This window comes from Candidatus Hydrogenedentota bacterium, from assembly GCA_016791475.1.
GTDB lineage: Bacteria > Hydrogenedentota > Hydrogenedentia > Hydrogenedentales > JAEUWI01 > JAEUWI01.
The window spans coordinates 49,701-70,305 of the sequence record JAEUWI010000034.1 but is presented as its reverse complement, the minus strand read 5'-3'; the positions used below and the strand labels follow the sequence as shown (position 1 = coordinate 70,305).

Sequence of the window (20,605 nt, the reverse complement as noted above, 5' to 3'; positions counted from 1 at the left end):
TGACAATGTGGCCCTGAGCCACGCGGATGACGCCAGGGCCACCAAAACAGGACATTTTCATCCACAATATGGGCAGGCCAAGTGGACAATTTCCACCGAAAACGGGCTTCTGCAAATAGTGGACAATTTAATCCACAAATTAGCACGGTTCGTGGGCATTGTCAATACCTTTGACTGCAACCGCTGGCGGGCTGGAGTGTGCCGGACATCAGACGGGACCTTGCATTTCACTTCTCCAGCGATTCACTAGTGACACTATGCCTTGAGTCCGTTGAGTCCGTCTTTGAGAGAGTACACATTCGCGTCGCCCCCATCCCTGAGTGCCTTGGCGAGTTGACGGCTGCGCAGTCCCCGAGTGCAACAGAGGACGCTGCGTTTGTGAGGTACAGTGGGCAGACCGTGATGCAGGAGTTTGCTCGCAGGTAGTGCGACGTCCGCCCAGGCCACTGGGGCGGCCTTCTGGTCCCGTTCTTCCCGTATGTCGATGAGGACCAGTTCGCATCGGGCCTTCTCGACCGTCTCCCACGGAATCTCAAGGTCCTCGTCGCAATGGAGCGGGTACGGTGTTCCGGGTTGGTGACAGCGGCATCGGGGATTGTCACGGGGCACACGGGCCTGGCGCGTGCGGAGCGTGAGCAGATCGATGAAGGTCATGACGGTCTCGGGCTGTCGAGGAAGGTCCAGAATGATTTTGAGCGCCTCCATGGCCTGCATGGCGCCCAGGATGGCCGGTACGCTTCCCAGGACACCCACTTCGGCACAGGAACCGGTGCAGTCTGGAGCGGGCATCTCGGGCCAGATACAGCGCAGGCATGGGCCCTTGCGGTGTGGGTTCACGATCAGGAGCTGCCCTTCGTACTGGTAAATGCTCGCCTGGACGAGGACGCGGGAAAAGGCCATGGCTCCGTCGTTGAGCAGAAACTTGGCTTCGAAGTTGTCCGTGCAGTCGAGCACGATGTCATAGGGCGCGAGCGTCGCTTCAATATTGGCGGCCGTGATCCTATTGGGGTGAACCTCAACCTCGATGAGCGGGTTCAGGGCACGCAGATAGGCCGCCGCGAGTTCGCCCTTGGGCTGCGTCACCTGATCCGCCCGATAGATGGTCTGTCGGTGAAGGTTGGAGACCTCGAGCCGGTCGGCTTCGCAGATACCGATATGTCCGACGCCCGCTGCGGCGAGGGCGGGCAGTGCCGCTGCCCCCAGCCCCCCCGCGCCCACCACCAGCACGCGTGCGTCTCCCAGCTTCTTCTGGCCCTCCAGACCTACGTCCGCGAGATTGAGCTGGCGTGCGTAGTAGTCCGTCGTCAGGATCACTCCTCCCGCAGTGCAGCCGGCCGCTTGAATTTGGTGATGGTCGTGGCCGTGGGTGGCGCAGCGCTCGCAGTTCACCCACCCGGAGTCCCCGTCCACGTAGTGCTCTTTCTTCCAGATGGGTACGCGGTGCTTTACTTCGTCGATGATATAGCGGCAGGCCGCAAAGGCCTCGCCCCGGTGGGCGGCGCACACCCCCACCCACACCGCAATATCTTCCAGACCGAGGTGGCCGGTGCGGTGTACGCAGGCGGCTCGAATAACGCCAAATCGTTCGCGTGCCTCATCCAGAATGCGATGCCCTTCTTTCAGGGCGAGTCCCGGATAGGCCTCGTATTCGAGCGAGCGCACTTGACGGCCTTCGTTGTGATCGCGCACCCAGCCTTCAAAGCTTGCATAGCCGCCCGCTCCGATGTGGCGGCTTGCCCTATGCAGCGCGCCCAGATCGAGGGCCTGATCGGACAGGGCGAACACCTTTCAGCCTCCGGCCACGGGCGGTATGAAAACCACGGTGTCCCCATCCTTCAGGGTCGTGTCCCAGGGAGCGAAGGCTTCGTTTACCGCCACGCCGAGCTGGGCCGGGCGCAATGTAAAGCCGAAGGCGCTGCGCAGCGCTTCGTAGAGTGCGGCGGGGGTCTCCGCCTCGCTTTTCAGGGTTTCTTCGGAACAGCCCCGCTCTTCCCGCAGCTTGGCGTAATAGGCCACATTAACTGTTTTCATAGATTCTCCTTGGCAGTTTCTTTGCTTCCGGCGACTAACCACCGATATGGTACATCTCGACTTTTTCCTGGCGTGCGGACTGACCGCAACTCCGCTCTTCCGAATAACGATCCGTCCGCTGTTTCCAAAGGTCCTCGATTTGGTCTTCGAGGAGGGCATCGGCGCTATTGCCGCGCAGGGAGGGTCTCAGATCGAGTCCGCGCGCAGCGAAGAGGCATGTAAACAAATGGCCGTCGCACGTCAGGCGCAGTCGGGAGCAGCCGCCGCAAAAGGGCCGCGTGACCGATGCGATCACGCCAATCTCCCCCAGCCCGTCGGCATATCGATAGCGGCTGGCGACCTCGCCGGGGTAGCTCGGCGCAACAGGCTCCAGGGGGAAGTGCTCGTGGATACGGGCAATAACCTCGTGGGCGGGTACCACGCGATCCAGCTTCCATTGGTTCATGGTGCCCACATCCATAAATTCGATAAAGCGCAGCACGATGCCCGTTCCGCGAAAGTGGCGGGCGAGATCGATGATGCCCCCGTCGTTCACGCCGCGCTGCAGCACGGTGTTCACCTTGATCGATTCGAAGCCTGCATCCCGCGCGGCGGCGATGCCGTCGAGGACGAGATCCGGGTGCACGTCGCGCCCGCATATCTGGCGGAGCACCGCGGGATCGAGACTGTCGAGGCTGACCGTGATGCGATTCATGCCCGCATCCCTGAGGGGCCGTGCGTAGCGCGGTAGGAGTAGACCGTTTGTGGTGATGGCGAGATCCTGGACGTTGGGAAGATCCGCCAGCATGGATACAAGCTCGTCGAGATTATGGCGCAGGAGGGGTTCGCCGCCGGTCAGGCGGATCTTATGTACGCCGAAGTCCGCCGCTATGCGTGCAATCCGCGCAATCTCCTCGAAGCTAAGCAGGGCATCCCTGGCCTGAAAGCAGTGATTCTCCGGGTAGATGGACGCGGGCATGCAGTAGGCGCAGCGCAGGTTGCAACGATCAGTGACGGAGATCCGGAGGTCGCGCAGCGGCCGGTGGCGCGCGTCGCGCAGGGATATCGCGGTGCCGGTTTCGTCCAGGACGGCCCGGTCCAGGGTCACGCAGTCCATATACTCTTACTCATTGCGGCGCTCCAGAACTCTGCGTCGATCGCGATACCTGGGCGGCCTGTTGCTCCACCCATTCCACCAGTTGATCCAGACTCACGTGATCCGGCAAACCCTCTTTCTTCTTGATCCCGAAGTCGTGCAGGCGCAGGTGCAGCACGGCGGGACGATCCACCTTCTCGGCGATGCCACCGCCGCACTCGATGGGGCAGCCGTCGATGATCCAGACCGGTCGCCGTTCCGCGAGTTTCAGGAACACAGGCTTTTCCGCGCCGAGCCCGGCGAGACAGGACATCTCCGCGATACCGCGCCGGTCCAGTTCGAGTGCGAGCTGGTTGGCGAGCTGGCCGGCGGGAGAACAGCCGGAGCAGGCAAAGACGACCGGTTTCAGGGGCAGATCCATGTTGCGTATTCCTTCAGCAGGGGACTTCCGCGTTCTTGCGCGCGTAGTACCACCAGTTCAGTGCGAGACAGGTGACGTAGTAGACCGCGAAGCCGTAGAGGGCGTATTCCGGCTTGCCGGCCTTGATCTGCATGGCGAAGATGGTGGGAATGAGGAACGCGCCGTAGGCCGCGACGGCGGAGGTCCAGCCGAGGACGGGCCCAGCGAGCTCTTTTGGGAAGATCACCGCGATCATGCGGAAGGTGGAGCCGTTGCCGATGCCGGTGGTGGCGAAGAGCAGGATGAACAACAGCAGGAAAGGCAGGAACCAGGTCTCCGGCCGGGGTGAGGTGTTGGCTTCGCGAATGACCCAGGCCGAAGCGAGTGCCGCGCCAATCATGACCGCCGTGCTCCACTGGGTGACCCGTGCGCCGCCAAGCTTGTCGGAAAGCCAGCCGCCCACCGGGCGGATGGCGGCGCCCATGGCCGCGCCGAGGAAGGCATAGTGCAGGAAGTTGGGCGCGTTGGGATTCACGAGTGCCTCGGCCAGGGGCTGCCCGGCGGCGTCCACATGGATGTAGCCGAAGACGTCTTTCAGCAGCTTGGGGAAGGCGCTGGCATAGCCGATGAAGCTGCCGAAGGTCATAACATAGAGATAAGTCATGACCCAGTTGTGCTTCTCACCAAAGATGGCGAATTGCTTTCGCAAGCTCTCGCGTGTGGAGGAGGGCGTGGCGACGCGCATGAGGACCATGGTGACGGCGATGGCCAGAAATACATTGAGAATCGTTGCGAGGATCTCAATACCGGGCGACAAGACCCATTTCTTCGAGAGGAGTAGTAGCGCTATGGAGGCGGCGACACCACCAAAGCCCAGGAGCTCCAACCAGAGAAACCGGCCCATCGCGGCGGCCATGGAGCCGCTCCGGTGTTGCTTTAGATTGTTCATCAGGAAATACGCCATGAACCCGAGCACCAGCAGAACGGGCACCCAGACGAAGCCCGCATTTTGAACCCACACCTCCCTGCCTTTAAACGACAGCGAAGGGCCACCGAAGATCCCGAAGGTGATGACCCAGGGAATGGCGAACTGGAACAGCGATACGCCCAAATTTCCAAGGCCCGCGTTGAGACCGAGCGACAGGCCCTGGCTTCGCTTGGGGAAGAAGAAACTTATATTGGACATCGACGACGCAAATACCCCACCACCCATTCCGCAGAGCGAGGCGAGCACGACAAAGGTGAGAAAGTTCGTCTGCGTGTTTTGCAGGGCGAACCCCGTCCCCAAGGCGGGAATAATCAACAGAAACGTGGTCATGTACTTGACGGTGCGCCCGCCGCACAGGGCAACCATGAAAGAATTCGGAATGCGCAACGTTGCCCCCGCGAGTCCCGCGACGGCCGGCAGGGTATAGAGGAGCGCCTGGTAAGCGGGTCCGCTCAGGGGCTGTCCGTCCGGGCCCGTGAACGCATATACCGTCGGGTCGCTGTCGTGCAGCCCCTGCATCACGTTGATGATAATACTCCAGTAGATCCACACGCCGAAACCCATGAGTAAGTTGGGAATGGACACCCGGAGATTTCTGCTGGCGATTTTATGTCCTTCGGCTTCCCAGAACGCTTCATTTTCCGGGTCCCAATTTCTTAGCGTATGCATGGCGCTCTCTCCTCAATCGTTCCCAACGACGCCGTGCGCGGCGTCCACCTGTTCCAATCGCCCGCGCAGGGCCGGCGAACTCTCGTAGTGCGCGCGCTGGATCACGTGGTGCATCCACCACAAGCAGACCGCCGACAGGATGGTGAAAAATATCCAGCAGGTGGTCCAGAGTCCAGTCCATTCCAGCAGGTAACCGAAGATGATCGGGCAGATGAAGCCGCCCAGGCCGCCAATGACCCCCACGATGCCTCCAACCACCCCCACCTCCCGTGGGAAGTAGTCGGGAATATGCTTGTAGACGGCGGCCTTGCCGATGCCCATCATGATGCCGACCACGAAGAGCAGGGCGGTGAAGACCCAGACGTTGGCCTGGAAATAGATATGGGTGACACCCCGGGCGAGCAATTCTTTCTTTTTGACGGTCTGTCCCGGCTCCACCACCGGCTCCTGGTAGGCGCTCATGGTGGGCCAGATGAGCAAGTCCTCACTTGCCTCCAGATTGCGCTGGTCCTCGGCGCTTTGGGGCCGGACGGGGTAGCGCACCTCGCCCACCGTAATTTCCGAAGGTGACACGGCGCTCACCGTTCCGCCGCGCTTGGCGAGGACCGCCTTGCCCGGCGACTGAATGTCCATGCGGGGCACGACGAGCAGGGCGCAGCAGATCAGGCAACTACCGAGCACCCAGTACATGACGCGGCGCGCGCCGAAGTGATCGGAGAGATAGCCGCCGAGGGCGCGTATCACGCCGGAGGGCAGACTGAAGATGGCGGCCAGCAGTCCGGCGGTGGCCAGAGGCATGGTGTATACGCTCACGTAGTAGGGAATGAGCCACTGGGCCAGGGCAACGAAGCCGCCGAAGACGAGGAAGTAGTAGAGGCCGAAGCGCCAGACGCGCATGTGACGCAGTGGTGCGAGGCGCTGGCGGAAACTGGTGATGTGGGAGTCGTCCACCCGCTTGGGCGCGGCGAGCAGGGCGAAAAGGATCGCCATTAACACGAGTCCACCCGCATAGAGGCGGGGCATGTTGCGCCACGCCTCAAGCTGCTCTCCCCCATTCGTGAGGGAGCGTAACAACCAGGGCGCGCCCATACTGGTGAGGGCGGCGCCGGCATTGCCTGCGCCAAAGATGCCGAGGGCCTTGCCCTGGTGCTCGCGGGAGAACCAGACCGAGGTGTAGGCGATACCCACGGCAAAGGAGGTTCCCGCCAGACCGAAGCCGAGGCTGCACCACAGGAAGGCGGCATAGGAGTCTGCGAAACTGAGCAGGTACATGGGCACGGCGGCGACCAGCATGACGATGACGAAGACCCATTTTCCACCGTACTTGTCCGTCAACAGGCCCACCGGCAGCCGGAAGATGGAACCGCTCAATACGGGAATGCCGATCAGCCAACCAATCTGGGCATCGGTCCAGTGGACGAGCTGGTTTTCGACGAGATAGGTCACGAGCACGCCGTTGAGCATCCAGCAGGCAAAGCAGACGGTGAAAGCGATGGTGTTGAGTGCCAGTACGGTAATGGCCTGTCGTCGATGTTCCATGGGGTTCTCTCTTATCCCTGTTTTCGTGCGGTCTTCGCGGCGCTCATGACCTCAAAGCCATGGAGCAGATTGTTGAGCCCCCAAAGCCCCAGAGCCGTTGCCAGCCCCACCATGAGAACATGGAACCAGCGCCGCTTGAGATTGATCGCGAGGAGCGCCCAGGGGTCGCCATGATTCGGGTCCGTGGGCAGGGTGCCGTCCACATACTCCCGGGCGTCGCTCAGGCCATCGCCATCGAGATCACTCTCCGCCCCGAGGGCCTCCGCGAGCTTGGCAGGCTCCTGGCGGATCTGGAGAAACTGCTGCTTGCCGATCACCTGAATGATGTGATCGCCGAAGGCGTTCAGGATGGGGCTGTCCACTTCCTCACCGGGAGCGAAGGCCGCGCGGGCCTTGCCGAGAGCCTCCATCTGCTGGGGGGTCAGACTACCGATCTGGCCGGGCTTCAGGCCTTCGGGGCCGTCGGCGTGGGCATGGCACATGGCGCAGTTCACATTGCGCCCGGACTGGGCCTCGATGTAGGTCTGGAACTCCGGGTAGGACCAGGCGGCGCCGCAGAGTATCAAACTGAGGGCCGTGACCATTGTGACGCGGGGTTTCATTGATGGGCTCCTTTGAAGAACTCGTAGATCTGCTGGCCGAAGACGGTCATGGCCACGAGATAAAAGGTGGCGGCGATGGCGATATTGCGGAGGGTCCTCCGGCTCGTGCCTTGAAAGATCCACGGGACCCCGAGCAGGACCGCCACGGCGGCCCCGGAAAGGATCATGATCATCCAGAAGGGCAGCAGCTCCAGCGGGTAGTAGACGAAGAAGAAATACCACTCCGGCTTGATCCCGTCGGGCGTGGAGCCCTGGGGGTCGAAGGGCTCGAAGAGCGGATAGGAGAAGAAGGCCTCGAAGGGCAGGCAGAGGGCGACGACGAAAAGGACGAAGAAGACAAGCCCCCAGATGGAAAAATCCTTCAGGGCGAAAATGGGGAAGAACTTCTCGGTCTTGCCCGTGGGGTTGTCCACACCTTTGCTCATACCGTGGATTTGCACCATGAAAAGGTGCTGGCTCAGGATGGCGAAAATCGCCAGGGGCAACAGCACGACGTGGAGCGCGTAGAAGCGGCTGAGGGTGGCCTGGCCCACGGCGGCTTCACCCTGTATCAACTCCTTGAGCTGACGCGGGATGTCGGCCAGGGCACCTGGGAGATAGGTCCCGGCTTCTTCGACGGACTGGAGACCGACTTTGGTGGCGTTGACGGCGATCTGGTGCCAGGGCAGCAGGTAGCCGGTAAACCCGAAACCGAAGGTAATCAGCAGCAGGAGCACGCCGGAAACCCAGGTGATCTCTCGCGGCTTTTCGAAGGCTTTCATGGCGAAGGCCGTGATCAAGTGGGTGAGCACGCAGAAGATCATCGCCGAGGAAGACCAGGTGTGAAGATTGCGCACCAGCGCGCCACCGCCGATATGGAAGGTAATCAGTTCCACCGACGCGTGGGCGTCGGCCACGGTGGGCTGGTAGTAGAAGAGGAGCAGGAGGCCGGTGACGAGCTGGATGCTGAAGCAAAAAAGCGCCAGACCGCCGAAGTAGTAGCCCCAGCTCATGCGGTGAACGGGAACTTCTTTTTTCTGAAAAAGCGATTCAAAACTCAGCTTTTCCAGGGGAAAGCGTTCGTGAATCCAGTCGCTTGCCTGCTGAAGCCGGTCGTGTGTACGCATCAGGCCATCTCCTCAAACTGTTTGGCGATGTACACGCCGTAACTGCCCGCTAGGGCAAGATCGACCTCACCGGTCATCTCGCCGCCCGCGCCCTGGCTGGCCACGAGGTTGCCGGTGCCGTCCATCAGCACCCAGCCGAGGTGGGGCAAGGGCGCTTTCGCCGGGGCACCCGGCGTGGGCATGCCCGTCTTCACGTCAAACCAGGACACGTGGCAGGGGCAGAGAATGCGTCCGTTGTTTATCGTGCTCGCGACGGTGCAGCCGAGGTGAGTACATTTCGCGGAAATCAGGAGGGGCAGTCCCCGCTCGTCCTTGAAGGCCAGGGCTGGACGCATGTGGTAATCGGTGAAGTAGCGTCCGTCCTTATCCGAGAGTTCGGCCAGGGACGCAACATAGATGTAATCTTTCTCGATACGCTCGATTTCGAGCTTTCGTTCCGCCGCGGCCAGCTCCAGGCGTTCGAGTTTCTTCTGCAGCAGTTCGGCTTGCTGCCGCGTATCCATGGCCGGGCCGCGAAAGTAGCGTCCGAGCTTTTCCAGCACACCGATGCTGAGCAGGAACAGAGCGCCGGTACTGGCGAGGGCACCGCGCACAAAGTAACGACGGCCGTCCCGGTGCTGGTGCTGGGGCGCACAACAAGCCGCGGCTTCAGGCCGGGGCGTGGTCCAGACCACCTTTTGCGGCGGGCGCCAGAGGTAGGCGATGGGTACCGAGAACGCGTGAACGAGGCGGGTAAAGGGGATGACGAGGAAGAAGCACCAGGCCAGGACGAGGTGGAGCTTGACCGTGGGCGGCAGTCCGGTGATGTATTCTGGCTGGGGCTGAAACGTGGCCAGGCTCCAAAGGTAGGGCGTGGTCGTGCTGGCCGACCAGGCGGCCCCCCAGCGCGCACCGGTCGCCACCGAGATGCCCACGACCACCTGGGCGATGAGCAGGAGCAGCAGCAGGTAGTCCGCCGTGGTGGTTACCGCCGAGACCCGGGCCGAGGTGGTGCGTCGATAGAGGAGCACGCAGAGTCCGCTGAGGGCGAGGAAGGCGGCAATGGTGCCGATAACCTCAACCGTGATCAGAAAGACCGGGATGGAGGTCAGGGCCTGCCACAATCCGGGCACGAGGACGGGAATCACGTGCCCCACCAGGAGGACGAGAATCCCAGCGTGCCAGGCCATGCTCCCCCAGCGCAATTGATTGCCCTCGAGAAACTGGGAACTGAGGGCGGAATAGGTGAAGCGCTGGGTCCGGTAGCGGTAGGCCGACAGCACGATCATCAGCGTAAAGGCGATGTAGGGGAATCCGACAAATAGAAAAAGGTCAAGCATGGATCAACGCTCCGGCAGTCACGTGCTTTACAAAAACCTCCAGGGATGCGAGGACGTGTTCATAGGGGCTCTCCCCTACCCGCAAGGCCTGGCGCATAAGTTTCAGGGGCGAAGGCAGGCAGAGTTGCTGCACTTCCTCCCAGGTATCTTCGGGGGCCACCCCGGCGTAGCCCAGCACGGTGGCCAGGTGGTCGGGCAGTTCTCCCCCGCTGTCGTAGCCCGCTTCGGCATAGGCCCCGCTGAATCCGGCCATGAACTGGCCGCGCTGCGGATTCTCCGCGCCGAAGAGGTAAACACTCAGGTACGGCACGGCGAGCGGGCTCAAGTCGAAGGCGCGGGTATAGTGTTCCCGCGCCTCTTCCACCGTGGACGATGCGAGGATTTCCGCGAAACGTTCCAGCGGTTCCGCCGTCTCATCGGAGACCTCGCGGAGTCGCGACGCCAATGTTTCGGCCAGCTTTTGATGACCTGGTTCCGGGTAAGACAGGAGCGCGGCGAAGTCCTGGTAGATCGCGCGATATTCGGGTGATTCCGTCATGGTCACAGCCCTCGCTCGGGGGTGGAAATGGCGCCCAGGCCGCAGGAGCCTTTGCACATCTCAGGCGAGCAACCGCTCCCCGCGATATTCACTTCGCGCTGGATGGGCGGCATCACGTAGCGCTCGTTCATCGGCGCGAGGGTCGTCATCTGGTAGATTTCTTCGGCCTCGGCTTCGGAGAGTCCGGCCTCGCGCAACACGGCGTGGACCTTGGACGCATCCACGTCGTCCACATCCTGCGCGCGCTTGAAGTAGCGCACGGCCATCTGGCGTTTCATCACGTCGTGGACGATCTTCTCGTTGCCCGCGCTGAAGAGGGAGGCCAAGTAACGGATGGGCAGGCGCGCGCTGTCGAGGTTGGAGAAGAACTCGGTGGCGTTCTGCTGATAGATACCATCGCCCGCGCGTCCGCTGACGGGCAGGAGCGGGGGCACGTAGTAGAGCATGGGCAGGGTGCGGAACTCGGGGTGGAGCGGCAGGGCCAGCTTCCACTTCATGACGTAGTTCCACACCGGAGAGCGCTGGGCGGATTCGATGAACTGGGCGCTGATACCGTTGGCCTCGGCGCCCGCGATTACGGCGGGATCAAAGGGATCGAGCAAGACACTGCGGTGGGATTCCACGAGCGCGTCTTCGGGTGCCTTCATGGCTTCTTCCACGCGATCAGCGTCGTAGAGCAGCACGCCCATGTAGCGGATGCGGCCCACGCAGGAGTGGAAGCACGCCGGGGGCTGGCCGGTCTCGATGCGCGGATAGCACAGGATGCATTTCTCGGCTTTGCCGGTTTTCCAGTTGTAGTAGACCTTCTTGTAGGGGCACGCGGCCACGCAGGCGCGCCAGCCGCGGCAGGTGTCTTGATTGACCAGGACGATGCCATCTTCACCGCGCTTGTAGAGCGCGCCACTCGGGCAGGCCGCGACGCAGCTCGGGTTCGCGCAGTGGTTGCAGATGCGGGGCAGATACATCATGGTGATCTGTTCCACGTCGAAGAGGACGCGCCGCTCGTCTTCCGTCAGTGCGTCGAGATTGGGGTCGTTGGCCGCGTAAACAGGAGAGCCGCCCAGATCGTCGTCCCAGTTGGGCCCCGCCTCGATGTCCATATCTTCCCCGGTGATCTGGGAGATGGGTCGGGCCGTGGGCTGGTCGTCGCCCTCGGGCGCGTTGGTGAGGTCGCCGTAGCGATAGGTCCAGGGCTCGTAATATTCATCCAGACCCGGCTGGTTCGGGTTGTAGAATATCTTCTGAAAGTAATTGGCCTTTTTCTGGCTCTTGAGCTGGAGCTCCCGTTGGTCGTTCAGTTCCCAGCCGCCTTTGTAGTTGAGCTGGTCCTCCCAGCGCGTGGGATAGCCGGTGCCCGGCTTGGTCTCCACGTTGTTCCACCACATGTATTCGGCACCGGGCCGGTCGGTCCAGATGTTTTTGCAGGCCACGCTGCACGTGTGGCAGCCGATGCATTTGTCGAGGTGGAACACCATGGAAACGTGTGCGCGTACATTCATTGTCTTCTCTCCTACCAAATCGGCTTGTCGAGTTTGCGCACCACCACGAAGGTGTCGCGGTTCACCCCCTGGGGTCCCCAGTAATTGAAGCCATACGAGAACTGGGCGTAGCCGCCGATCATGAAGAGGGGTTTGAGGCGCGCGCGCGTCAGGCTGTTGTGCCCACCCGCACGGCGCTTGCCCCGGTGTTGGCTCTTGGGATTTCCCACGGTCCGCTCGGTCGCGTGGTAGATGAAGCAGATGCCTCGGGGGATGCGAGCGCTCACGCAGGCGCGGGTAACCACGGTGCCGTGATCGTTGAGGACCTCCACCCAGTCGTTGTCGTGGATCGCCAGCATCGCCGCATCCTGCTCGTTCATCCAGAAGGGCTCAATGCCGCGCGAGAGGGTTTCCATGCGCAGGGTGTCGCCGAAGGTGGAGTGGATGTGCCACTTGCCGTGGGGCGTGAGGTAATTGAGGACCAGCGATCCCGGTTCGGTGCCCGTCATGTCCAGATCGCGGGTGGTCCGCAGGTCGGCCCGGGGCTTGAAGGTGGGCAAATGCTCGCCGTAGGCCACATAGGCCTCGTGATCGAAGTAGGTGTGCTGGCGCCCGGTCAGCGTGCGCCACGGGATACGCTCTTCGAGGTTCTGACAGTAGGCGGAATAGGTGCGCGTGCCATTCGTGATACCGGTCCAGTAGGGCGTGGTCAGCACGCGGCGCGGCTGGGTGCAGAGATCGGCGAAGTTGTAGCGCACGTTGCGATTGCCCGCGGCCAGGTGCGTGTGGTCGATGCCGGTCTTGTGGGACTCGGTCTCGTAGGCCCGGTGCGCCAGTTCGCCGTTGGTCTCAGCGGCGAAGTGGAGGATGGCCTCACAGACGCTGCGGTCAATCCGCAGGGAGGGGTACTGCTCGCCACCCCAGGTCTCGACCGGATTGTGCAGCAGGTATTCGTCGTAGACATCGTCCACTTTATACGTGCAGCCGTGGACGCCGATGCCGTTGTTGCGCACGTTGCGGCCCAGAGAGATAAATTTCTGGTAGACCTTGGTGTAGTCCCGCTCGACGACGGTCATGTTCGGCATGGTCTTGCCGGGAATGGCCTCGCACTCCCCTTTCGCCCAGTCTTTGATGCGGGGCTGCGTGATTTCGCCGGGGGTATCGTGCAGGAGGGGCGAGCAGACAAAATCCTGAATCGGCTCGGGAAGATAGCGCTCTGCCATCGTGCTGGTGGCTTTGGCGATCTCCTGGAAGATTTTCCAGTCGGTCTTCGACTCCCAGCAGGGCGGCACAGCCGCCTGGAGCGGGTGGATGAAGGAGTGCATGTCGGTGGAGCTGAGGTCGTCTTTCTCGTACCAGCTCGCCGTGGGCAGGACGATGTCGGAATAGAGCGCCGAGGTGTCCATGCGAAAGTTGATATCGACGATGAGATCCATCTTGCCCAGTTCGACCTTGTCGTGCCAGGTGACTTCCTTCACGTCTTCCTTCGCCTGTTCCTCGGCGATGCTGTTGTGGTGGGTGCCGAGGTAGTGCTTGAGGAAGTACTCGTGGCCTTTGGCGGACGCCTGAATCGCGTTGCCGCGCCAGATGTACCACACGCGGGGGAAGCACGCGGGATTGTCCACGTCTTCCATAGCAAACTTGAGGCTGCGGTCCTTCAGGCGCGAGACCACGTGATCCACGGGGTTCACGCCAAGCGCCGCCGCCTCTTTCACGAGCTCGAAGTTGTGCTCCGTAAACTGGGGATAGCAGGGCAGCCAGCCGCAGCGCACGGCCAGTGCCTGCTTGTCCGCCGTATGGCCCTCGGCGATGGGATTGGTCTTGTCGGCCACGGGACAGAACTCGCCAAATTTTCGGTCGTAGCGCCACTGGTCGCTGTGCATGTAGTGGAAGGAGGGCGCGTTCTGCAGTCGGGGCGGCCCGCTCCAGTCCGTGGCGAAGGCGATGGGCGCCCAGCTAGCCTGGGGCGCGAGTTTCTCCTGGCCCACATAGTGGTTCAGCCCGCCCCCGCTCCGGCCGACGCATCCGCAGAAGAGCAGGGAGTTGATGCAGGCGCGGTAGATGAGATTGTTGTGGTACCAGTGGTTCACCCCGGCGCCGATGATGATGCTGCATTTGCCGCCGGTCTTCTCCGCCGTGATTGCCCACTGGCGGGCGAAGTCGATTACCGTCTCCGCCTTGATGCCGGTGTACTGTTCCTGCCACGCGGGCGTGAAGGGATGGGTATCGTCGTCGTAACCGGTGGGCCATTGGCCTTCGAAACCGCGATTCACGCCGTGCTGGGCGAACTGGAGGTCGTAGACGGTGGCGACGAGCACCGGCCCATCCGCCGTCTGGATTTCGCGCACGGGCACATGACGCAGGCGGCCCTGGCCCTGAATACCTTCGGAGAAGTCGTCGAAGTACGCGCTGACTGTCTTGTCGGCGCAGTCTCTCAGGGAAAGCAGGGCGTCGATGGGTGCACCGTCGCGGCTGTCTTCCTGCTTAATGTTCCACTGGCCTTTTTTCGTCTGCCAGCGGTGGCCGATCTGGCCCGCGGGAATGCGCAGATTGCCTTCGGTGTCCAGCACGAAACTCTTCCACTCGGCGTGCTCCTCGCCCTGGGTTTCCGTGATCTGGGCGATGCGGAGCAGCGAACCGGGCCGGTAGTGGCCTTTCGCGTCGGGCTCCATCACCACGAGGAAAGACGCATCGGAGTTTTCCCGCATGTATTGCTGAAAGAAAGGCACGGCGCGGTCCGCATGGAATTCCCGGAGGATCACATGGTTTACCGCCATCCAGAACGCCGTGTCGCTGCCCTGGTTGATGGGGATCCATTCGTCGGCGATTTTGGAGGTCTGGCTGAAGTCCGGCGAGAACACGACCACCTTGGTGCCCCGGTGGCGCGCTTCCACGAGGAAGTGGGCATCGGGCGTGCGGGTCATGAGCACGTTGGAGCCGACCGTGGCGATGAACTTCGAGTGGAACCAGTCGGCGCTCTCCGCCACGTCGGTCTGTTCGCCCCAGACCTCGGGGGAAGCCGGCGGCAGATCGCAGTACCAGTCGTAGAAGGAAAGGGCGATGCCGCCCATGAGCTGGAGGAAACGCGCGCCCGCCGCATAGCTGATCATGCTCATGGCGGGGATAGGCGAAAAACCGACGAGGCGATCGGGGCCGTATTTTTTCACGGTGTAGATGTTGGAGGCGGCGATGAGTTCCTGGGCCTCGTGCCAGGAGACCCGCTGAAAGCCGCCCTTACCCCGGGCCTGCTGATAGCGCTTGCGCCGCTCGGGATTGGCCGTGATCGATTCCCACGCGGCCACGGGGTCGTTCCCGTGCTCCGCTTTGGCCTCGCGCCAGAGATCGAGCAGCGCTCCGCGCATGTAGGGATATTTGATCCGCAGCGGCGAGTAGATGTACCACGAGGTGGAAATGCCGCGCTGGCAGCCCCGTGGCTCGTGGTTGGGGATGGCCTTGTCTATCGTGGGGTAATCGAGGGCCTGCATTTCCCAGGTCACGATGCCCTGCTTCACATAGACGTTCCAACTGCAGGAGCCCGTACAGTTGACGCCGTGGGTCGTGCGCACCACCTTGTCGTGGGCCCAGCGGTTCCGGTAGAACTCTTCCCAGCTACGCTGTTCCGGCGCAAATAAATCCTGTATCCAACCCATCAGTTCTTCCTCCTGCGATTTGCGCCCTGGTCACTCCGGCGGCAGGCGTCCGCCACCATTCGCGCGCGCGTGCCCGCGACCCGCTTTGCCGTGGATTTACCCAGCAACACCAGCACCAGCGCCGTGCCGCCGATTCCGGCGAGGTGCATCGGAAGGCGGGCCGGAGGTGCGGGGGTGGCGGAAACTTCTTCGAGATATTTCACTACGTGCATCGCTTCCTGCTTCGTCACGGGCAGGGGCGTGTAGATGGCGCGCATGACGGGAAAGCCGGGGGCTTCGGTGGTCGCTTGAAGAGGCTGGGCACCCAGCCGGGTAAAGGCGTCCTCCAACGACACCGCCAGATTGCCTCCACGGCCACCGGCCTGGTGACAGGCCGCGCAGGCTGCGCCACCATTGGCGAAAGCCGTGCGCCCGGTAAACAGGGCTCGGCCCAGTTCGGCGTTCGGGGGCGCCATAGAGGCCGCTTCCCGTAGCTGCACCTGCTGGCGGTGCGCATCGATGCGGGCCGCCGCGTCGGGCGCGAGCAGAAAGTCGGCCAGCATGGTCAGGTCTTCTTCGCTGATGGGCCCCACATTCTTCTCCATCCGCTTAATGCCGTCCAGGACCGTCTGTCGCGGATAGGTGGCCGCGTTTTTGAGATCCGGACCGCTCAGCACGCCGCCGCCGATGGTGTGGCAGCCCATGCACTTCATGGCATAGGCCGCGGCGGCGGCATCGACCGGGGCGACCGCTTCCGGCGCTGCTTCGGCTGCGACAGTCGCAGGTGTGCTTTCCGCAGGGACTCCCGGCACCGCCTGGGCCGATACCCAGGGCGCAAATAGCCCTGCCCCAACGCAGCAGGCCATGAAGGCCCCACCACGCCCCCACCGAAACTGTGCCTTTCCTGAAAAATAGCTCATATTCTCTGCTCCTGGCGGGTGCATCCACTCCGGAATTTAGGGCAATTAATAGTGGATAATCTTATCCACTATATTCCGGAGAAAAGTATCCACTATTATGCGCTGACAAGTCAAGAGGATTTTATCGGTTTTGAAAAAATGCGGATTCCCATGGCAAAAGGAGTCAGAAAGAGGAAGGATCCGCCCGTACGGTGCTTATCAGGCGTCGTGCGTTTTGTGCTCGTGGAGCATCTTGCGCTCCAGGGTCACGGCAGCCAATTTGTCGAGGGTGGTGTGGGACAGATTCTCGATGAGGTTCTTTTTCGACATTACCCAGATATCGTGAAGGGGACACGGGTTGGCCTTGCCGCACTCGGCGAAACCAAGCACGCAATGGTCATACGTATCCTCCCCCTCGACGGCCTGAATCACTTCCAGGAGCGTGATATCGCTGGGATCCCGGGTGAGTGAGTAGCCACCGCCCGGCCCCCGGTGGGCCTCAAGGAATCCCCCCTGCACGAGGGCCTGAAAGACCTTACGCGTAAAGTACTCGGGAATCTCCGCCTTTTCGCAGATCTCACGCGCCTGAAAGCGATCCTTCGATTTGTCCGCAACAACGAAGGTAAGCGCGCGCAGCGCGTATTGGCAACCTTTCGAATAGAGCTTGAACATATTATGGATGTTTCCCTCCACTTAAGTATCGGTTACGGAGAAAGGATTGTCAAGGCCCCTGTTTTTGGGTCACCGAAGCCCCGGGAATAGACCGCTTCACATCGGGGTTTATATTGTGGATAAAATAGTCCATAATAGAGACTCAACCAAGGAGAGAAGCTATGAGTACCACAATGTTGGATCGAACGGTTGCCGAACTCGTTCTGGAGCGACCGGCCCGCTCCCGTTTCTTTGAAAGCTTCGGAATCGACTACTGCTGTGGCGGTAAGAAGACCCTGCAGGAGGCTTGCGACCGGAAGGCGCTGCCGTCCGAACAGGTGCTTGAACTGCTGGCGGCCCTCGCCACGGAGCCGACCCAGGATCAGGAACCGGACGCGGGTGCCATGACCCTCGCTAACCTGATCGAGCACATTCTCGAAGCGCACCACCAATACTTGCGCCAGGAACTTCCCCGGCTCGGTGCGATGCTGCAGAAGGTCGAGCGCGTACACGGCGACCGCAACGAGCGACTCGCGACGATGCTGTCTGTCTTCGAAGCGTTCACGTTGGAATTGAACCAGCACATGATGAAAGAGGAGGAAATCCTCTTTCCGGCGATTGCCCGGATGGACGCTACCGGCGCGGAGGTGGCGGCCTGCTTCGGCAGCGTCGCGAATCCCATCGCCCGGATGGAGGCGGAACACGACGACGCGGGTAACGCCCTGGAGCAACTCCGTACCCTCTCCGATGGCTACACCCCGCCCGACTGGGCCTGCAACACCTACCGGGCGCTGCTGGATGGCCTGCACGATCTGGAGCGCAACATGCACGCCCATGTCCACAAGGAGAACAACATCCTTTTCCCCAAAGCGATCCGGTTGGAAGCGAAACTAAAAGGCGAGACAGAACCTGGCGGGACCGAATAGCGCAGGCTTTAATCACTGCGCAGGAGTATGAATCATGAAACTTCGCATTCAGGGAAACAGTCTGCGGCTCCGTCTGCAACAGCGGGAGGTCGCCGAGTTACACGAATGCGGCCGCCTGTCGGAATCCCTCGTTCTGGGGACCGGGCCGGAGGAGACTTTCACCTACAGTCTCGAGCGCCATTCCGGCGCGACGCTCCAGGTACTTCGGGAGCCCGCCGGGCTTGTCGTTCGCCTGCCGGCGGTGTGGGCCGCGGAACTGGCCGAGACCGATCAGGTCGGCGTGGATGTGGAAGTCCCCGTGGCCCCTGGCGCGATGGTTCGGGTCAAGATCGAGAAAGACTACGCCTGTCTTACCGAGCGACCCGGCGAGGACGAAAGGGACGCCTTTCCCCATCCGGAGGGCCCCTGCGCGGGCCGTTGAATCGGAAACGAGACGTTCGAAATGTCCCAAAAACCACCCTTGTCTACGGTACTATCTTGGGTGAAAGCCGTTTCGCAGCATCCCCCAGGCCTGTGGGAACGGATCTATGCTTAGCACACCGGAAACGACGCGGCTGCCCGCGCGAATTCGCTTTGACCGGAACGAACTGGCCGGAAGCTTTGGCGACATTGGGACCGACCTACCCCTGCTTGCGGCCATGATACCGGCGGCGGGGCTGGACGCCGCCAGCGTGTTCATCGTTTTCGGGCTGGCTCAGGCCTTCTCGGGCATGCTATATGGCCTGCCCATGCCGATGCAGCCCCTCAAGGCCATGGCCGTGCTGGTGATCACCCACCAACTCAGTGGCGACCTCCTTTATGGCGCGGGGCTGGCCATCGGGCTCATCATGCTTGTCATGAGCGCCACGGGACTACTTAATTGGATTGCCCGAATCGTGCCGCCCTGTGTGGTGCGTGGCATTCAACTGGGCCTCGGCCTCCAGCTCGCCAACCTCGCGCTGGGCAAATACGTTCCTTCTGAGGGGCTGCCGGGCTATGTCTTGGCCGGGCTCTGCTTCCTTATCGGGGTGACTTTGTTCCGACACAGGCGCTTCCCCGCCGCCCTCCCCATCATCGGTCTCGGCCTGGCCTACGCCGTCTGCTTCGATCTCGACCTCGACGCCATCGCTGCGGGCGCGGGCTTCCGTCTACCCCGCCCCCACGCGCCGCTCCCGGACGACATCTGGACAGGCTTGTTCGTGCTCGCGCTGCCCCAGTTGCCGCTTTCTGTTTCCAATTCGATCATAGCGACTCACAAGACCCTCGGGGACCTCTTCCCCGAACGACCACAAACGCTGAAAAAGATTGGGCTGACCTATTCTCTCATCAACCTCATCGTACCTTTCTTCAGCGGCATCCCGGTCTGCCACGGCTGCGGCGGGCTGGCGGGCCACGCGGCCTTTGGCGCTCGGACGGGCGGATCAGTGATTCTCTACGGCGCGTTCTACGTAGTCATCGGTCTTTTTTTCGGCGGGTCTACGGAACACGTCATCCGGATCTTTCCTCAACCCGTACTCGGAATTATTCTCCTCTTTGAAGCGCTCCTGCTCATGTCCTTCATACGAGATACCGCAAACGATCAGCGAGCATTCCTCATCGCGCTGCTCGTGGCTACCGCAGCAATGACACTGCCCCAGGGCTTCGCTATCGGATTCGTGGCCGGTACACTCCTCCACTACCTTCCAACCCGGTACACCTTTCCTACTTAGTCGGCACTACGAGCTCTCGATCTCGCTATTCTCTCGATATGCGAGGCAAATGGGTGCCTAACGCCCACAAACTTTCCCTCGAGAGCGACACCCTTCCCGAATTTGGCTTGTGCTAGTTGTGGAAGCCCACGTGGATGCTCTTTCCGTTGCCGTCCCTACCGGACACAACCCGCCCATACGCAAACTGGACAAGAAGGGTATCGCTTCCAAAAAGCTCCTTAATGGATGCGTCGAACTCGAAAAACCAAAGCTGCTCAGTGAGGCGGGAAAGAAACGGGCCCGTCCCCCGCAACCAACTACGGGGGACGGCCCCCCTTGGCTCTTCACTTAGGACATAGGCATCGCTGGCCGACGACGATTCTCCTCTTCCAGGGCTCGGGGAAACAATACGTTGTTCTCCTTATGGATATGCTGGTGCAAATCCATTTCCAAATCGTGCAGGCCGTCCAGAAGGGCCTGGTAGGTATTGCAGGCCCATTCCGGCGGTGTATAGTCGTCGGTCAGGTCGGCCAGCCGTGCGAGGCCATCGCCCGCCCCGTCGTGATCGGCTTCCATGGCGTGGATCGGGTTGGCCAGCGTCCCGAAGGGCATAGGCGGCAGCCCTTCCCGGCGCGCCAGTTCGCGGATGACGGGAAACAGCACGCGTTCCTCTTTCATCGTGTGGACCTCCAGCTCGCCGGCCAGGCCGCGCAGAGTTTCGGCGACCCCTTCGAGGCGCGGGTCGTTGTCCCCATGCACCTTCGCGACCTTGTCCGCCATCTGCATCAGCCGCGGCAGTTCGCGCCGCAGGTAGTCGTGGTGCCGCTCGACAATATGGTCGCAGAGGGCGTCGAGGGGCATGGCGGCCGCGTCCAGATGGGCATCCGACGCCCGCAGCGAATCCGCGCGCACGAGGGCATCCAGGACCGTGTCCACGGACACTCCTTTCTTGTCGCAGGCGTCCGCGAGCGATCGCTTGCCGCCGCAGCAGTAGTCAATATGGAAGGCTTCAAAGACCCGCGAGCGAGCGGGCTGCGCGGCAACGAGTTCGCCGACGCTCTGGGTTGCTGTGATGGTGCTCATAGTGG

The 20,605-nt window shown here is 61.9% G+C and carries 18 protein-coding genes; 3 read left to right on the top strand and 15 right to left on the bottom strand.

The window, feature by feature from the left end; translation table 11 throughout:
* Positions 1-255: 255 nt before the first annotated feature.
* From JNK74_17845 to JNK74_17780, 14 genes are all read right to left on the bottom strand, one after another.
* Positions 256-1,785, bottom strand: a complete 1,530-nt coding sequence (locus tag JNK74_17845) for a ThiF family adenylyltransferase (GenBank protein ID MBL7648049.1) — start codon at positions 1,783-1,785, stop codon at positions 256-258.
* 3 nt (positions 1,786-1,788) lie between these two features.
* A complete protein-coding gene (locus JNK74_17840; protein ID MBL7648048.1) occupies positions 1,789-2,031 on the bottom strand; it encodes a MoaD/ThiS family protein in 243 nt (80 codons plus the stop codon).
* A 34-nt stretch (positions 2,032-2,065) separates the two neighbouring features.
* The gene (gene moaA / locus JNK74_17835) at positions 2,066-3,127 is read right to left on the bottom strand and encodes a GTP 3',8-cyclase MoaA (protein MBL7648047.1); all 1,062 of its coding nucleotides are present in this window, start codon (positions 3,125-3,127) and stop codon (positions 2,066-2,068) included.
* 10 nt (positions 3,128-3,137) lie between these two features.
* Entirely contained in the window at positions 3,138-3,527 is a 390-nt protein-coding gene (locus JNK74_17830) for a putative zinc-binding protein (protein ID MBL7648046.1), read from the bottom strand.
* Between the two features lie 13 nt (positions 3,528-3,540).
* Positions 3,541-5,163 (bottom strand): NarK/NasA family nitrate transporter, encoded by a 1,623-nt coding sequence (locus JNK74_17825; protein ID MBL7648045.1) that lies wholly within the window; start codon positions 5,161-5,163, stop codon positions 3,541-3,543.
* Positions 5,164-5,175: 12 nt separating this feature from the next.
* The gene (locus JNK74_17820; GenBank protein ID MBL7648044.1) at positions 5,176-6,702 is read right to left on the bottom strand and encodes a NarK/NasA family nitrate transporter; all 1,527 of its coding nucleotides are present in this window, start codon (positions 6,700-6,702) and stop codon (positions 5,176-5,178) included.
* Positions 6,703-6,713: 11 nt separating this feature from the next.
* Positions 6,714-7,304: a hypothetical protein gene (locus tag JNK74_17815; GenBank protein MBL7648043.1), complete on the bottom strand. Its 591-nt coding sequence runs from the start codon at positions 7,302-7,304 to the stop codon at positions 6,714-6,716.
* Positions 7,301-8,410, bottom strand: a complete 1,110-nt coding sequence (locus tag JNK74_17810) for a cytochrome bc complex cytochrome b subunit (GenBank protein ID MBL7648042.1) — start codon at positions 8,408-8,410, stop codon at positions 7,301-7,303. Before JNK74_17810 ends, JNK74_17815 begins: the two co-directional genes overlap by 4 nt.
* The gene (narI, locus tag JNK74_17805) at positions 8,410-9,729 is read right to left on the bottom strand and encodes a respiratory nitrate reductase subunit gamma (GenBank protein ID MBL7648041.1); all 1,320 of its coding nucleotides are present in this window, start codon (positions 9,727-9,729) and stop codon (positions 8,410-8,412) included. Before narI ends, JNK74_17810 begins: the two co-directional genes overlap by 1 nt.
* Positions 9,722-10,267 (bottom strand): molecular chaperone TorD family protein, encoded by a 546-nt coding sequence (locus tag JNK74_17800; protein MBL7648040.1) that lies wholly within the window; start codon positions 10,265-10,267, stop codon positions 9,722-9,724. Before JNK74_17800 ends, narI begins: the two co-directional genes overlap by 8 nt.
* A gap of 2 nt (positions 10,268-10,269) precedes the next feature.
* On the bottom strand, positions 10,270-11,766 hold the full coding sequence (gene narH, locus JNK74_17795) for a nitrate reductase subunit beta (GenBank protein ID MBL7648039.1): 1,497 nt from the start codon (positions 11,764-11,766) through the stop codon (positions 10,270-10,272).
* An 11-nt stretch (positions 11,767-11,777) separates the two neighbouring features.
* Complete coding sequence (locus JNK74_17790; GenBank protein ID MBL7648038.1) at positions 11,778-15,395, bottom strand: nitrate reductase subunit alpha; 3,618 nt, start codon at positions 15,393-15,395, stop codon at positions 11,778-11,780.
* Positions 15,395-16,294 (bottom strand): cytochrome c, encoded by a 900-nt coding sequence (locus JNK74_17785; GenBank protein ID MBL7648037.1) that lies wholly within the window; start codon positions 16,292-16,294, stop codon positions 15,395-15,397. Before JNK74_17785 ends, JNK74_17790 begins: the two co-directional genes overlap by 1 nt.
* A gap of 198 nt (positions 16,295-16,492) precedes the next feature.
* Positions 16,493-16,945 (bottom strand): Rrf2 family transcriptional regulator, encoded by a 453-nt coding sequence (locus JNK74_17780; protein MBL7648036.1) that lies wholly within the window; start codon positions 16,943-16,945, stop codon positions 16,493-16,495.
* 161 nt (positions 16,946-17,106) lie between these two features.
* Between JNK74_17780 and ric (JNK74_17775) the strand changes: the two genes are divergently transcribed.
* From ric (JNK74_17775) to JNK74_17765, 3 genes are all read left to right on the top strand, one after another.
* On the top strand, positions 17,107-17,850 hold the full coding sequence (gene ric / locus JNK74_17775; protein MBL7648035.1) for an iron-sulfur cluster repair di-iron protein: 744 nt from the start codon (positions 17,107-17,109) through the stop codon (positions 17,848-17,850).
* A gap of 34 nt (positions 17,851-17,884) precedes the next feature.
* Positions 17,885-18,271 carry a hypothetical protein gene (locus JNK74_17770; protein ID MBL7648034.1) on the top strand — a complete coding sequence of 129 codons (387 nt, stop codon included), beginning with the start codon at positions 17,885-17,887 and terminating at the stop codon, positions 18,269-18,271.
* A 106-nt stretch (positions 18,272-18,377) separates the two neighbouring features.
* Entirely contained in the window at positions 18,378-19,538 is a 1,161-nt protein-coding gene (locus tag JNK74_17765; protein MBL7648033.1) for a putative sulfate/molybdate transporter, read from the top strand.
* A gap of 327 nt (positions 19,539-19,865) precedes the next feature.
* Here the strand turns inward: JNK74_17765 and ric (JNK74_17760) are convergent, their stop codons facing one another.
* Positions 19,866-20,600, bottom strand: coding sequence for an iron-sulfur cluster repair di-iron protein (gene ric / locus JNK74_17760; GenBank protein ID MBL7648032.1), 735 nt, complete (start codon positions 20,598-20,600; stop codon positions 19,866-19,868).
* Positions 20,601-20,605 lie beyond the last annotated feature (5 nt).